Below are 13137 nucleotides of genomic sequence, written 5' to 3' on the forward strand. Positions count from 1 at the left end.
GCGAATGTGGGGAGTTGCAAGAAGATGTTCGAGGCGTAAGCATAAGCCTGTGCCGAGTGACCTTCTGCCGATGCTTCTCGCAAACTCGCTTTCATTCCTTCTGGACGACGCCGCGCATATTGGCGACGGTGGGCGACTTCTATTGCAGCTCTCAACGCATTTGATGGAAGACGGCCTGCCGATCATCGCCGGCGCGCTGGCGCAGGATGCTCCCGACCCGATCATTTCACGCCGCATCTGGCTCTGGCGAGCGCCTGGGAATGAAGTGGTCGAGGCTTTGGGCATAGGCGCCGACCGCCAGAATGCCGATCCCCGGCTCGTGCTGCGGGAGTGGCTTGGCACGACGCGGGCGATGGTGTTCGACGAGCGAGCGGGCGGTGTCGCACCGACTTTGGTGTGGGCGTTCGATCATACTCCGGATGAGGCGCAGTCAGAGCTGCTGCGGCAAATCTCCCGGTTTGCTGCGGCTCCGATGACCGCACTCGCAGAACGGTCCGCGAAACGCGCATTGCTCGAAGCATATTTGGGAAAGCGCAGTGCAGCACATGTGCTCAACGGTCATTCTCGTCGAGTAAAGGGAGAGACGATACGGGCTGCGCTTCTGTGCGCGGACCTTCGAGGTTTCACCGATCTATCCGAGGTTCATGATGCAGACGAGATCGTATTGGTACTTGATGCCTGGTTCGATTGCGTCGCGGGCGCGGTGCACGCATTTGGTGGTGAGGTTCTCAAGTTTATAGGTGATGGCGTCCTCGCGATTTTCCCGATTGGCGAGCGCGATGCAAATGCCGCATGTGACGCTGCGGTACGCGCCGTGAAGGCCACGCGCGCCGGGATAGATCATCTCAACCAAACTCGGCGCCGCAATGGCGGCCCTGAGCTCGGATATGGCATTGGCCTGCATGTCGGCGAGATACTCTGGGGGAACATCGGCACTGCCGGCAGGTTGGACTTCACCGCGATCGGCAAGGCTGTAAATCTTGTCAGCCGCATCGAAGGGCTGTGCAAGCCGTTGGGACGGACGGTGCTCGCGTCGACAGTGTTCGAGGCAGAAACTACCGAGCCGATGATCGCCATGGGCAGTCATCCGCTCGGAGGAATAGCAGGCGCGCAAACACTTTTCGGCTTGCCGGAATAGATCGAATGGTTGAGCCCGCCGTGGATGTGTCGTTCGCAGCATATCTTGGTATCGTGCGAAGCCATGACTGAGAGAAATTCGAACGGCAAAGAAGCTACGATACTGCAACTGGAGTATGGCGCGTTTAGAGCCCAGCCATGCCGTCGGCATGCTTGCCGATCGCGTCGCCGGGGCCGTGGATAGTGCGCTGAGTCAAATCAGCCGGACAGCTTCAAACGGACGGAAGCCCGAATCCTCGCCAATCAGGCATCGGACATGCGGCGGGCAGCGTCACGGAACGGATAGTCGACACGGACGACGCCATCTTGTTTCCTGAGGACCCAATACTCACATATGTCGCCCCCGTTTCGGGGCCGGGATACTTGAGCTATATTTCAGGGAAGGAGAACAACATGGGTGGCGTTAAGGTGGCAATGAGGCGCTTCCCCGCTGCCGCTATCGCTGGCCCCGAGCCGTGCCATCGGATGAAAGCTGCATCCTTGCCGGTAATGTCCTTCACCGATTTCAACAGGGTTCATGGACCGCTCGAAGCGCCCGATAATGGTCGCAGGTAGGCGATAGCAGCGGCCGGACAATGCTCTTGTGAAGCTGAGGCCGTAGCGTTGGTTTCCCGCTAAACAACGCTACCAGACATTTAAGTACGACCGCGTAGGATCGATGGTCTTGCGAATTTTTGGATTCGGCAACGCGACAGCTACTCCCAGAGGGATATTCCCTCTTGCGTTAAGGCTCGTTGCACAGCCGCTCGCTCCTCCAACCGACGTGCATGAGAGGTCCAAGCGGGGTAGGTATTTCGCATGTCTACGGCCATGCGATTTCCCCACCTGTAGAATACGAGCAAATACGGATCAACTATTGAATAGGACTCTCCTACGGCCCAATCTCGATCCGTCAACTTGGATTCTATAAGCGCAAACGCGGAAGCCAAGTGCTCCTTTCCTTTATGAACCAAGGGCTCGTACATCGATTGATCCGGTAAGAAAAAGTCGGCGCGCCAGATCATTCGGACGGCGACCGCGTGAACCGCACTCGATAGCCAGTTAAACCATTCGATGGAACGGATGATGTTTTCTGCATTCGCTCCCAGGAGCCGCGCGTCTGGATTCGTCAGGCCCAGGTGAAATAAGATTGCCGGCGCTTCAGTGAGAGTGAAATTGTCGGCAATGAGAACAGGGATTCGCCCTTTCGGGTTTAAGCGGTGAAATTCGTCGGTCTTGGCTTCGGGATGACCTGGCGACATCAACGCCAGCGAATAGGGCCTTCCAATCTCCTCCATGACGATGTGAGGTGCAAAAGAGCAAGAGCCTGGCGCAGCATGAAGTGTGTAATGCATCAATTCCTCCGAAAACCGCATCTTACCTGTTTCAATCTGTACTAAGTTGCCAACGACGTCTTGCTGTTGTTTAGCGTACTTCCAACGCTACGGCCTCAAGCTCTTCCGCAGCCGCCATGAAGCGGTCGATCTCGGCCTGTGCAAGTTGCTTGGATGGTTTGGTTCTGGCCATTTTGCGATCTCCGTTAAGTGGATCGCCGCACCGGCGCAAATGAGGACCATATTCCTAATTCGACCGCAAGAGTTATTCTGCCAGATGGTCCTGATCGATCTTGGCAATTACCCCCTCAAGAGCCTGGACTGCGCGCCTCGATATCTCAACATGAGCAGCCGTGGTATCGACTTTTCCCTTGCCTGGCTGAACAGTCCAAATGCCCGTTTTCCCTGCTTCGGCATTGGTGATGAACCGGCGCTCCTCTTCGAGCTGCTGGCTAAGTTCTTCGCGGAAAGCCTTCCACTGGTCTTTCGTTGCGGCCATCGGGTCTCCTTCCTCGCTGCCTTTCGGCTGAAAGTGACGCAGCTCTGCCGGGCGCGCAAGCGCCCCTCAACGGTTTGCCGCCTCCCCGCGAAGGGAGTTAGACCAAGTGTGAGGACGACTCCGTTCTTGTTAGGTAACGATCGACGAAGCTGGGCTCTGCGTCGCCATACACAAATTTCTTCGCTGTGGAGATGGTGGAGATGTTCGTGGCGTCTACCACGCGCCTATCGGGCATCTTAGCGATGTTTTCTGCGATTGACCGCGCGTTTGTTGCGAAAAAGGCGTGACCAGGGGAGATGGGGAGATTTATGAGACATTTCGGACGGTAGAGGTCTCCAATGCGTTCAAGTGGGTCGTCGCCGAGCATGAGAGGCCGACTTGAATTGCTGACGTCGCGTACTGTCCACCAGAAGGAAAGCAGGCGCTCAATTGGCCGGCTCTCGCCGATCATCTTGGACAAGGTTTCCATGCCAGAATTGGCCAATGCACTAGGTGCGTGATTCTGAGCCCATTCGAGTAGGTTTCGTTCGGGTGCGGACCCTTTTGCAGCGTCGAAGTCTGCATCGGGTTCCGAAAGTATTTTTTGCTGCATCTCTTCAATGCGCTTTGATATCGACGCGACAACATGAGGGACACGCAGCAGCGCCGCGTTCAGATAGATCGCCCACCAGTATCGTTCTTCAATGGAGAGCGATTTTGCCCCTCGAACGACCATCTTCTCGAGGATGGGTGCTGCTTTGTCGTCTACGAAACCGAAAACCCGTTCTTCCACAAGGTGGACCTTGTCCGCGGGGACGTGCTCCAAAGCGTAAAGACCTGGGACGTATCCGGTGGCAGCAGGAGCTACCCCCTTTCTAGTCAGTTTTCCATTGTGCTTGATTCTGCCCCATTGTGTCACATAGCCAGCAGTGTCGGCCCACCGCCGGAGGTGAAACTGCGGCACATAGTGATGGTCCCCATCCTTGCTCAACGGTTTTGCTCAACTGCTTGCCAAGCGGCGCGGCTCACGGCGCTCTAGGCACCTCAAAAATGGATCCTACGAATGGCTTATTTGACCGTTATTTGACGGTTTTACCTGCCGGCCCGCTAAGTAGTTGAAACGATTGGTACGCCCAAGGGGAATCGAACCCCTGTTCCCGCCGTGAGAGGGCGGTGTCCTGACCGCTAGACGATGGGCGCGTTCAAGAACCGGCGATATAGGCTGACGGCTGGCAAAAAGCAACTAGGCTTAAGGCTGCCTGTCGCGCCGGTGAAATATCCGCTGCAAGCCTAGCGTTTTGGCTCGATCAGGTCCCAGAGATTGCCGTAGAGATCACCGAAAACCGCCACAGTGCCATAGGTCTCGTGCCGGGGCGCCTCACGGAATTCGACGCCCTTTTCGAGCATCAGCGCATGGTCACGGGCAAAATCGTCGGTTTCGAGGAACAAAAAGACCCGTCCGCCGGTCTGGTTGCCGACGGCGTGCCTTTGCGCATCGTCGGATGCCTCGGCGAGAAGCAGCCGCGCGCCCTGCCCTTTTCCCGGCGTGATCGTGACCCAGCGTTTGCCGCCGCCGAGATCGACATCTTCGGTGAGGACGAAACCCAGCCGGTCGACATACCACGAGATCGCCTCGTCATAATTTGCGACGACGAGCGCGACCGTGGCAATGCTGCGGTGTTCGGCAAAACCGGTCATTTGTTCCTGATCGAAAAACGGCCGACGATGCGTCGTTCGGTGATGTCATAGACGAAGATGGCGCGGCTGCCGTCGGCCAACTCGGCGTCAATCGACAGGCGATTGCCCGAGAGCGATTGACTGACCACCCTGGCGCCGACCGGCAGCACGATGTCGCCACTGACCGGCTCGCCTGCCGGCACCTGGATGTCGCTGCTCAGCGGAGGGCTGACAGGCGGTGCATTGCGCGCTTTGTAGACAAGCGCCGCGATCACCACCATAAGGGCGAGGAACAGCAGGCCGAGATTGATGGCGACGAAGCGGACGAGCTTCCTCCGCACCTTTTCGACCTCGGGGTCGAGCGGCTTTTCCTCGTCTTCGTCGGCACGCGGCCGGGCCATGGCAGCAGATTCCGGAACTGTTTTCGATGAGCGCTCATAACGAAGAGGTCAGACAATTAATAGGGGCCGGACAGATCGTGCTGGAGGCCGGCGCCGATGCGGCCGGCCAGCGGCTCGACCAATGGCTGGCGGCCAGGCTCGGCCCCGACATGTCGCGCAGCCGGGTGCAGATGCTGATAAAGCAGGGCGCGGTCAGGATCGGCGGCAGGCCAGCCAGCGAGACGAAGCGCAAGATGGCACAAGGTGACAGCGTGTCGGTCGACATGCCGGAGCCGGAACCGGCGGAGCCGCAAGGCGAAGATATTGCGCTGGATGTCCTCTACGAGGACAGCGAGCTGATCGTCATCAACAAGCCGGCCGGGTTGGTCGTGCATCCCGGCGCCGGCAACTGGACCGGCACGCTGGTCAACGCGCTGATCCATCATTGCGGCAACAGCCTGTCGGGCATCGGCGGGGTGAGACGGCCGGGCATCGTCCATCGCCTCGACAAGGAGACCAGTGGCGTCATGGTCGTCGCCAAGACCGATCGCGCCCACAAGGCGTTGTCGGAGGCCTTTGCCGACCACGGCCTGACCGGCGATCTCGAGCGCGCCTATCTGGCGTTGGTCTGGGGCATACCGGCAAGGCCGACGGGGATGGTCGACGCGCCGCTTGGCCGCGCCGCCGACCGGGTACGCCGCGCCGTGGTGCCGCAAGGCCGCGACGATGCCCGCCACGCCATAACGCATTTCACCGTCATTGAGCGCTTTGGCGAGCAGCAGCAGGAATTCGCCACGGCGAGCCTGGTCGAATGCCGGCTGGAAACCGGTCGCACCCACCAGATACGCGTCCACATGGCCCATATCGGCCATCCGGTGATTGGCGACCCCGAATACGGCCAGGCTTTCCGCACCAAGGCCAACCGGTTGCCTGAGCCGCTAACCAGCAAAGTGAAAGCATTTCCGCGACAAGCTTTGCACGCCCGCCTCCTTGCATTTCGGCATCCGGATACCCATTTAACGATGAGGTTCGAAGCACCGATACCGTGGGAGATGGAGGAACTCGTCGACGGCTTCCGCAAGCTTTGAACCAACCACCTGAAAACCTGACCGGCGTTGTTCACTTCAGCGTGACACACTGTTTCGTGTTGAACAAATGCCTGTCTTTCTGGTTTTGTTCCTATATATGTCGGTTGGCGCGAATGTGCCTTTGGCATTCGCGCCACATGCCTGCCGCGTTTCGGGGGCATCACTCCAATAGAGAGGGGGCGCTATCATGGCCCAGTCACTACCCAGTATCGTTTCCGGCGAAGGCGGCCTCAGCCGCTACCTGGAAGAAATCCGCCGTTTTCCGATGCTTCAGCCGCAGGAAGAGTACATGCTCGCCAAGCGCTACGCCGAGCATGAGGACACCACGGCTGCGCACAAGCTCGTCACCAGCCACCTTCGGCTCGTCGCCAAGATCGCCATGGGCTATCGCGGCTACGGCCTGCCGATCGGCGAGGTGATCTCGGAAGGCAATGTCGGCCTGATGCAGGCCGTCAAGAAATTCGAACCGGAGCGCGGCTTCCGTCTCGCCACCTATGCGATGTGGTGGATCAAGGCCTCGATCCAGGAATACATCCTGCGCTCGTGGAGCCTGGTCAAGATGGGCACCACCGCCAACCAGAAGCGCCTGTTCTTCAACCTGCGCAAGGTGAAGGGCAAGATCCAGGCGCTCGACGAAGGCGATTTGAAGCCCGACCAGATTACCGAGATCGCCACCCGGCTGAACGTCTCGGAAGCGGAAGTCGTGTCGATGAACCGCCGTCTGTCGGGCGATGCCTCGCTCAATGCGCCCATCCGGGCCAGCGAAGGCGAATCCGGCGAATGGCAGGACTGGCTGGTCGACGATCACGAAAGCCAGGAAGAGATGCTGATCGAGCAGGACGAGCTGGAAAACCGGCGCGGCATGCTGTCGGGCGCTCTTGCCGTGCTCAACGACCGCGAACGCCGCATCTTCGAGGCGCGCCGCCTCGCCGATGAGCCGTTGACGCTGGAAGAGCTGTCGGCCGAGTTCGATATCAGCCGCGAGCGCGTGCGCCAGATCGAGGTGCGCGCCTTCGAGAAGGTGCAGGACGCGGTCAAGGCCGCAGCCAAGCGCCAGATGCAGGCGCTGCGCACCATCGAGGCGCAGCCGGCGGCGTAAAGCCTTCCGATAGAAACAAATAACGGCCGGTAGAAACAAATAACGGCGGCGTCAGGTAACTGGCGCCGCCGTTATTTTAGAAGGTTGCCAGTTCCGCGGCGCCTTCGCGGATGTCCGATCCACTGCCATAAACTGCTCAGTAGCCTCGCCATCGTGTCCGCAGACGATCCCATCGATAGCGGCATTATCGCAATTTTCCCCAAGCTCTGGAAACCGCAACGCTGCAAGCTGTGGCGGCAATGTTCCGGCGCCGACACGGGCTTCCGTCGCAAAATTCCACAAGGCGGCGCTTGCGGCAGGCGGGCGACAACGGGCCGCCGGGGCCGCGCCGGGCAGTTGAACTCGTCTGTTCGGAAACGAAAGGCGATATGACGATGACGATTTCTCCGTTTCTGACCGCTCTCGGATCCGAAGGTCCCCCAGCCGACCGAGCGAAAGACATGGACCTGTATGGATGGCTAATTGGAAGCTGGGAAATGGACACGGTCCACTACCTCGATGACGGGACAATCCAGAAATGGGATGGCGAATGCCATTTTGGCTGGGTGCTCGAAGGCCGCGCGATTCAGGACGTTTGGATCAGGCCCAAGCGCCCTGCGCCGTCGACGATGTATGGCACAACCTTGCGCATCTTCGATCCTGGGATCGATGGCTGGCATATCATATGGAACGACCCGCTCAACCGGGATCACTCGCGCCAGATCGGCCGGGCCGAGGGTAAGGACATTGTCCAGCTCGGCAATGACTCGCGCGGTCTGAAAACTCGATGGCGTTTCACTGAGATCACTGCCAACAGCTTCCATTGGATTGGCGAGGAAAGATCTTCCGAGAGCGATCCTTGGCAAATCACGTATGAACATTTAGCCCGCCGAACAAAACCCTGACGCTGGACTAAACACTTAGCTGGCGTCTGCGCCGCTCCTCATCCGGCTGCCGCCACCTTCTCCCGTATGGCGACCTATCGGATTCACACATCGCAAAAATCGAATCAGGATCAATAACTTAATCAATAACTTAGATGACCATCTCGGAACGATGAGCGGGCGCCGAGTTTGAAATGGCATTTGTAGTGCCAGCGACCCATCTCCTCAGAGGCAATCGAGCGGAAATTTCAGATAGCGCCGCCCGTTGGATTCCGGTTCCGGCAGGCGTCCGCCATTCATATTGACCTGCAGCGCGTGCAGGATCAGCCGCGGCATCGGCAACGTCCTGTCGCGGGCTTGGCGGAGCGCGACGAAGTCGGCTTCCGTCTTGCAGCCGGCAACATGGATGTTGCCGCCTTTCTGTTCCGCGACCGTGCTTTCCCAGCGCGCTTCGCGGTCACCCGGCTGGTAGTCGTGACCGACGAACAGACGTGTCTCGTCCGGCAGTGCCAGGATGTCCTCGATCGAACGCCAGAGCCGCTCGGCGCTGCCGCCGGGAAAGTCTGCCCTTGCGGTGCCGCTGTCCGGCATGAACAGCGTGTCGTGGATGAAGGCGGCGTCGCCGATGACGTAAGTAATCGAGGCCAGGGTGTGGCCCGGCGAAAACAGCACTCTTGCCGGAAGGCCGCCGACCGAAAAAGTCGCGCCGTCGGCGAACAGCCTGTCCCATTGCGAACCGTCGGCGGGGAATTCCGGCCAGTTGTAGATCACCTTCCACAATTTCTGGACGTCGATGATCCTCTCGCCGATTGCCGTCGGCGCTCCGGTTCTCCCCCTCAGATAATGGACGGCGGACAAATGGTCGGCATGCGGATGCGTGTCGAGGATCCACTCGACCTCCAGCCCGCTTTCCCTGACGAAGTCGAGCAGGGCGTCGGCGTTTTTCGTTGCCGTTGCACCGGACCTTTCGTCGAAGTCGAGCACCGGATCGATGATGGCGCATTTGCGGGTCGCCATGTCGGCGACCACATACTGGACGGACCCGCTCGGCTTGTCATAGAAGCCGGTGACCTGCGACCTAGCCGATAATGCGTCCAATCCCAGCCCCCTTGATCTCTCACCGTGGCAGGAATGATTTTCTCAGCCACGGCAAATGAAAGGCATGGTTGTCCGTCAACCAGGCGTCGTCAAGCACCCCGTGCTCACACGGCTAGGAAAACCAAAAATTTCTCCGTGCCGCCTCTGCCTGCTCAGGCGGAAGGCTGCTTGGTTTTCCTGAGATATGGCAGGATTGTCTCGTAGGCGCCGAAGCGCTTGATGGCATCCTCATTCGAGACAGCAGCGGTGATGATGACGTCCTCGCCCTGCTTCCAGTTCGCCGGCGTCGCCACCTGGTGCTTGGCGGTCAGTTGCATGGAATCGATGGCGCGCAGGATTTCGTCGAAGTTGCGGCCCGTCGTCATCGGATAGGTGAGGACCAGCTTGATCTTCTTGTCGGGCCCGATGACGTAGACCGAACGCACCGTGGCATTGTCGGCGGGCGTGCGGCCCTCCGAGCTCTCGCCGGCACCCGCCGGCAGCATCTCGTAAAGCTTGGCGACCTTGAGATCCTTGTCGCCGATCAGCGGGTAGTTCACCGAATGGCCGGTCGCCGTCTTGATGTCGTTCTGCCACTTTCCATGGCTTTCGACGGGATCGACCGAGATGCCGATGATCTTAACGTTGCGCTTCCTGAACTCGCCTTCGAGCCCGGCCATCGTGCCGAGTTCGGTTGTGCAAACCGGCGTAAAGTTCTTCGGATGGCTGAACAATACCGCCCAGCCGTCGCCGATCCATTCATGGAAGCTGATCGGTCCTTGCGTGGTCTCAGCGGTGAAGTCCGGCGCGATATCGTTGATGCGGAGGCTCATGACATGTCCCTACCTTGTGAGTGCAGATCGCAGCCGGCGTTGACCGGCGCTGCTTTTGCCTTTCTACCACTCCGGCGTCATCCTTCAAACGGCTGTTGCGCCGGCATCGAGGCCGGCGGCGAAATATTTTCATTGCTTCTCGGCAAATGCAGCAGGAATTTTCGCTGCGCTGGCTCAGGCCTTGCTCACTGCTAACGTCGTCGTCAGGTCTTCCATGCGCTGGGCCAACGCGCCGAGCGCCCCGGTCAGCACGGAATCGTTCTTGTCGGCCTTGGTCAGTGCGTCGTCGCGCGTCTTGCGCAGCGTCAGCACTTCGCTTTCCATGCCCTTGACCCGCTTTTGCAGTTCTGAAAGCTCGTCCATGACCATGATGCCGGCCATCACGGTCAGCCTCTGGTCGCCGATCTCGCCAAAAGAATCCTTCAGATGCGAGACATAGCGGTCGAAGCGCTCGGCAAGATCGATCAGATGCTCTTCCTGGCCCTCGTCGCAGGCCATCCGATACTGCTTGCCGTCGATGGAAACCGTGACTTGTGCCATTGGCCTACCTGTCCAGTACCGCGCGGATGGTCTCCATGGCTGTCACCAGCCTTCGCGACACTTCCTTGTTGGCATCTTCCAGCCGTTCGGCGCGGGCCTCGGAATTGTCGAGTTCCTGCGCCAGCCGCGAGCGGTCGGCGTTCATCCGCTGCACTTCGGCCTCGGCTTCCGAATAGTCCCGCTCGTGCTCGAGCTTGGCCGCGACGGCGTTTTCCAGCCCTTCGATGGCCTTACCCAGCCTGGCAATGACTTCCTTGAGGGTCGTTTCCCCGGTCATGGCTTTCGTCCTGCGCCCTGCCCATCACCGAATCATCCACGTTCAGAACGCGTTATCCCTGAAACATTACGCGCCGTGTGAACCGCACGTCAATAAAGCGATCGCGACTGTCCCCTGCTAACGCTAATGTAAGTGGTGCATGGCCATCACAAGACCGGCAAAAGCACACCGATTTGTTGACTAAAAGGCCGCGCCTGCTATGTGTCGCGCACCCTTTTCAAGGGCTTTCCCAAGGCCCAAACCCCCATTTTGGAGGAAGCATGACCTCGCGCGAACAACATGACCGGATGGCCAATGCGATCCGTTTTCTCGCCATGGACGCCGTCGAGAAGGCAAACTCCGGCCACCCCGGGCTGCCCATGGGCTGTGCCGACATCGCCACCGTGCTGTTCACCCGCTTTCTCAAATACGATCCGAAGAACCCGCATTGGCCGGATCGCGACCGCTTTATCCTGTCGGCCGGCCACGGCTCGATGCTGCTTTACTCGCTGCTCTATCTGACCGGCTACGAAGACATCACCATCGACCAGATCAAGCAGTTCCGCCAATTGGGGTCGAGGACCGCGGGCCACCCGGAATACGGCCATGCCGCCGGCATCGAGACGACGACGGGCCCACTCGGCCAGGGCCTTGCCAATTCGGTCGGTTTCGCGCTCGGCGAGCGCATCATGAATGCCGCTTTCGGCAACGATCTCGTCGACCACTACACCTATGTGCTGGCCGGTGACGGCTGCCTGATGGAAGGCGTGTCCCAGGAAGCCATCGCGCTTGCCGGACATCTGAAGCTGAACAAGCTGATCGTCTTCTGGGACAACAACAACATCTCCATCGACGGCCCAGTGTCGCTGGCCGACAACACCGATCAGGTCGCCCGCTTCCAGGCGTCCGGCTGGAACGCCAGCCATATCGACGGCCAGGACCCGGAAGCGATCGCCTATGCCATTGAAGCGGCCCGCCACTCCGACAAGCCGACGATGATTGCCTGCAAGACGACGATCGGCTTCGGCGCGCCGACCAAGGCCGGTACCAACAAGGCGCATGGCTCGCCGCTCGGCGCCGAGGAAATCGCCGGCGCCAGAAAATTCTTCGGCTGGGATTATCCGCCGTTCGAGGTTCCGGCCGATATCCTCGACGCATGGCGTACCGCCGGCCGGGCCGGCGTCAAGGCGCGCACCGACTGGGAAAGCCGCCTTGCCAAGGCCGACACCAAATTGCGCGGCGAATTCGAACGCCGCATCGGTGGCACGCTGCCGGCCAACTTCGATGCTGTCATTGGCGATTACAAGAAGAAGCTCGCCGCCGACAAGCCGAAGGTCGCCACCCGCAAATCGTCGGAAATGGCGCTGGAGGTCATCAACGGCGCCGTGCCCGAAACCATCGGCGGCTCGGCCGATTTGACCGGCTCCAACAACACCAAGACCAGCCAGACCAAGAACATCACTGCCGACGATTACGGCCAGCGCTATGTCCACTACGGCATTCGCGAGCACGGCATGGCGGCCGCGCTCAACGGGCTGACGCTGCATGGCGGCATTGTCGCCTATGGCGGCACCTTCATGTGCTTTTCCGATTATGCCCGTCCGGCGATGCGGCTTGCCTCGTTGATGGGCATCCGCTCGATCTTCGTCATGACCCATGATTCCATCGGCCTTGGCGAAGACGGCCCGACCCATCAGCCGGTCGAGCATCTGGCAGCACTTCGCGCCATCCCGAACCACAATGTCTTCCGCCCGGCCGACGCGGTGGAAACCGCGGAATGCTGGCAGCTGGCCATTGAATCGGAAAAGACGCCTTCGACTTTGGCGCTGACCCGGCAGAACCTGCCGACGGTACGCAACGACTTCGTTGCGGAAAACCTCTCCAGCCGCGGCGCCTATGAACTTGCCGCCGCAAGTGGCGAGGCGGCGGTGACAATCTTCGCTTCGGGCTCCGAGGTCGAGATCGCCCTGGCCGCGCGCGAGGCGCTGGAAAAGCACGGCCATGCTACCCGCGTCGTCTCGGTGCCGTGCTTCGAATTGTTCGACAAGCAGAGCGCCGACTATCGCAGCAGGATGATCGGCAATGCGCCGCTCAAGATTGCCATCGAAGCCGGCATCCGTCAGGGCTGGGATTATTTCATCGGCACCGAAGGCATCTTTATCGGTATGACCGGCTTCGGCGCCTCCGGCACGATCGAACAGCTCTATCCGCATTTCGGCATCACCGCCGAAGCAACGGTGAAGGCGGCGGAAGCCCGTCTGCACGGCAAATGAAATTAAGCCCCGATCCGCAAAGGCTGGCATAGCGGTTTTGCCGGCCGGCGGAGCACTAATCGATTTAAATCCGAGCCTCGGCGGCTGGATTCTTTGCCCGTCCGCCGTTATGAAGCTGCGGAC

At 59.8% G+C, this 13137-nt stretch carries 14 protein-coding genes and 1 tRNA gene; 5 read left to right on the forward strand and 10 right to left on the reverse strand.

All coding sequences use genetic code 11. The features are described 5' to 3' along the window. Positions 1-70: 70 nt before the first annotated feature. Entirely contained in the window at positions 71-1138 is a 1068-nt protein-coding gene (locus tag NKI50_RS15020; RefSeq protein ID WP_023720940.1) for an adenylate/guanylate cyclase domain-containing protein, read from the forward strand. Between the two features lie 694 nt (positions 1139-1832). Here the strand turns inward: NKI50_RS15020 and NKI50_RS15025 are convergent. From NKI50_RS15025 to NKI50_RS15050, 6 genes are all read right to left on the reverse strand, one after another. Further along, positions 1833-2471, reverse strand: coding sequence for a glutathione S-transferase family protein (locus tag NKI50_RS15025; RefSeq protein WP_352588326.1), 639 nt, complete (start codon positions 2469-2471; stop codon positions 1833-1835). Positions 2472-2715: 244 nt separating this feature from the next. Continuing rightward, complete coding sequence (locus NKI50_RS15030) at positions 2716-2949, reverse strand: hypothetical protein (protein WP_352494188.1); 234 nt, start codon at positions 2947-2949, stop codon at positions 2716-2718. A gap of 97 nt (positions 2950-3046) precedes the next feature. Then, positions 3047-3892, reverse strand: a complete 846-nt coding sequence (locus NKI50_RS15035) for a DUF4238 domain-containing protein (RefSeq protein WP_352588427.1) — start codon at positions 3890-3892, stop codon at positions 3047-3049. Positions 3893-4053: 161 nt separating this feature from the next. After that, positions 4054-4128 (reverse strand) — tRNA-Glu (locus NKI50_RS15040). Positions 4129-4218: 90 nt separating this feature from the next. Continuing rightward, positions 4219-4626, reverse strand: coding sequence for a VOC family protein (locus NKI50_RS15045; protein WP_352641752.1), 408 nt, complete (start codon positions 4624-4626; stop codon positions 4219-4221). Beyond that, positions 4623-5006, reverse strand: coding sequence for a fimbrial protein (locus NKI50_RS15050; protein WP_352641750.1), 384 nt, complete (start codon positions 5004-5006; stop codon positions 4623-4625). Before NKI50_RS15050 ends, NKI50_RS15045 begins: the two co-directional genes overlap by 4 nt. A 26-nt stretch (positions 5007-5032) precedes the next feature. Here NKI50_RS15050 and NKI50_RS15055 point away from each other — a divergent pair, with 26 nt between their 5' ends. From NKI50_RS15055 to NKI50_RS15065, 3 genes are all read left to right on the forward strand, one after another. After that, on the forward strand, positions 5033-6073 hold the full coding sequence (locus NKI50_RS15055; RefSeq protein ID WP_352641748.1) for an RluA family pseudouridine synthase: 1041 nt from the start codon (positions 5033-5035) through the stop codon (positions 6071-6073). A 187-nt stretch (positions 6074-6260) separates the two neighbouring features. Further along, the gene (rpoH, locus tag NKI50_RS15060) at positions 6261-7172 is read left to right on the forward strand and encodes an RNA polymerase sigma factor RpoH (RefSeq protein WP_023720954.1); all 912 of its coding nucleotides are present in this window, start codon (positions 6261-6263) and stop codon (positions 7170-7172) included. Between the two features lie 368 nt (positions 7173-7540). Next, positions 7541-8056, forward strand: coding sequence for a hypothetical protein (locus tag NKI50_RS15065; protein ID WP_352480872.1), 516 nt, complete (start codon positions 7541-7543; stop codon positions 8054-8056). Between the two features lie 204 nt (positions 8057-8260). Here NKI50_RS15065 and NKI50_RS15070 read toward each other — a convergent pair whose 3' ends face one another. From NKI50_RS15070 to NKI50_RS15085, 4 genes are all read right to left on the reverse strand, one after another. Then, positions 8261-9133: an MBL fold metallo-hydrolase gene (locus tag NKI50_RS15070; protein ID WP_023720957.1), complete on the reverse strand. Its 873-nt coding sequence runs from the start codon at positions 9131-9133 to the stop codon at positions 8261-8263. A 152-nt stretch (positions 9134-9285) separates the two neighbouring features. Then, positions 9286-9945, reverse strand: a complete 660-nt coding sequence (locus NKI50_RS15075) for a peroxiredoxin (protein WP_023720958.1) — start codon at positions 9943-9945, stop codon at positions 9286-9288. 174 nt (positions 9946-10119) lie between these two features. Then, positions 10120-10485, reverse strand: coding sequence for a cell division protein ZapA (locus tag NKI50_RS15080; protein WP_023720959.1), 366 nt, complete (start codon positions 10483-10485; stop codon positions 10120-10122). 4 nt (positions 10486-10489) lie between these two features. Further along, on the reverse strand, positions 10490-10762 hold the full coding sequence (locus NKI50_RS15085; protein ID WP_006200774.1) for a DUF4164 domain-containing protein: 273 nt from the start codon (positions 10760-10762) through the stop codon (positions 10490-10492). Between the two features lie 260 nt (positions 10763-11022). Here NKI50_RS15085 and tkt point away from each other — a divergent pair, with 260 nt between their 5' ends. Beyond that, positions 11023-13014, forward strand: a complete 1992-nt coding sequence (gene tkt / locus NKI50_RS15090) for a transketolase (RefSeq protein ID WP_352480874.1) — start codon at positions 11023-11025, stop codon at positions 13012-13014. Positions 13015-13137: the final 123 nt, after the last annotated feature.

Origin of the sequence: Mesorhizobium sp. M0563, assembly GCF_040321065.1 — a bacterium.
GTDB lineage: Bacteria > Pseudomonadota > Alphaproteobacteria > Rhizobiales > Rhizobiaceae > Mesorhizobium.

Excerpts from the sequence above, each read along its gene's own strand:
- NKI50_RS15020 (WP_023720940.1), top strand. The coding sequence starts at position 71 with ATGCTTCTCGCAAACTCGCTTTCATTCCTTCTGGACGACGCCGCGCAT.
- NKI50_RS15025 (WP_352588326.1), bottom strand. The coding sequence starts at position 2,471 with ATGCATTACACACTTCATGCTGCGCCAGGCTCTTGCTCTTTTGCACCT.
- NKI50_RS15030 (WP_352494188.1), bottom strand. The coding sequence starts at position 2,949 with ATGGCCGCAACGAAAGACCAGTGGAAGGCTTTCCGCGAAGAACTTAGC.
- NKI50_RS15045 (WP_352641752.1), bottom strand. The coding sequence starts at position 4,626 with ATGACCGGTTTTGCCGAACACCGCAGCATTGCCACGGTCGCGCTCGTC.
- NKI50_RS15050 (WP_352641750.1), bottom strand. The coding sequence starts at position 5,006 with ATGGCCCGGCCGCGTGCCGACGAAGACGAGGAAAAGCCGCTCGACCCC.
- NKI50_RS15055 (WP_352641748.1), top strand. The coding sequence starts at position 5,033 with ATGAGCGCTCATAACGAAGAGGTCAGACAATTAATAGGGGCCGGACAG.
- rpoH (WP_023720954.1), top strand. The coding sequence starts at position 6,261 with ATGGCCCAGTCACTACCCAGTATCGTTTCCGGCGAAGGCGGCCTCAGC.
- NKI50_RS15065 (WP_352480872.1), top strand. The coding sequence starts at position 7,541 with ATGACGATGACGATTTCTCCGTTTCTGACCGCTCTCGGATCCGAAGGT.
- NKI50_RS15075 (WP_023720958.1), bottom strand. The coding sequence starts at position 9,945 with ATGAGCCTCCGCATCAACGATATCGCGCCGGACTTCACCGCTGAGACC.
- NKI50_RS15080 (WP_023720959.1), bottom strand. The coding sequence starts at position 10,485 with ATGGCACAAGTCACGGTTTCCATCGACGGCAAGCAGTATCGGATGGCC.
- NKI50_RS15085 (WP_006200774.1), bottom strand. The coding sequence starts at position 10,762 with ATGACCGGGGAAACGACCCTCAAGGAAGTCATTGCCAGGCTGGGTAAG.
- tkt (WP_352480874.1), top strand. The coding sequence starts at position 11,023 with ATGACCTCGCGCGAACAACATGACCGGATGGCCAATGCGATCCGTTTT.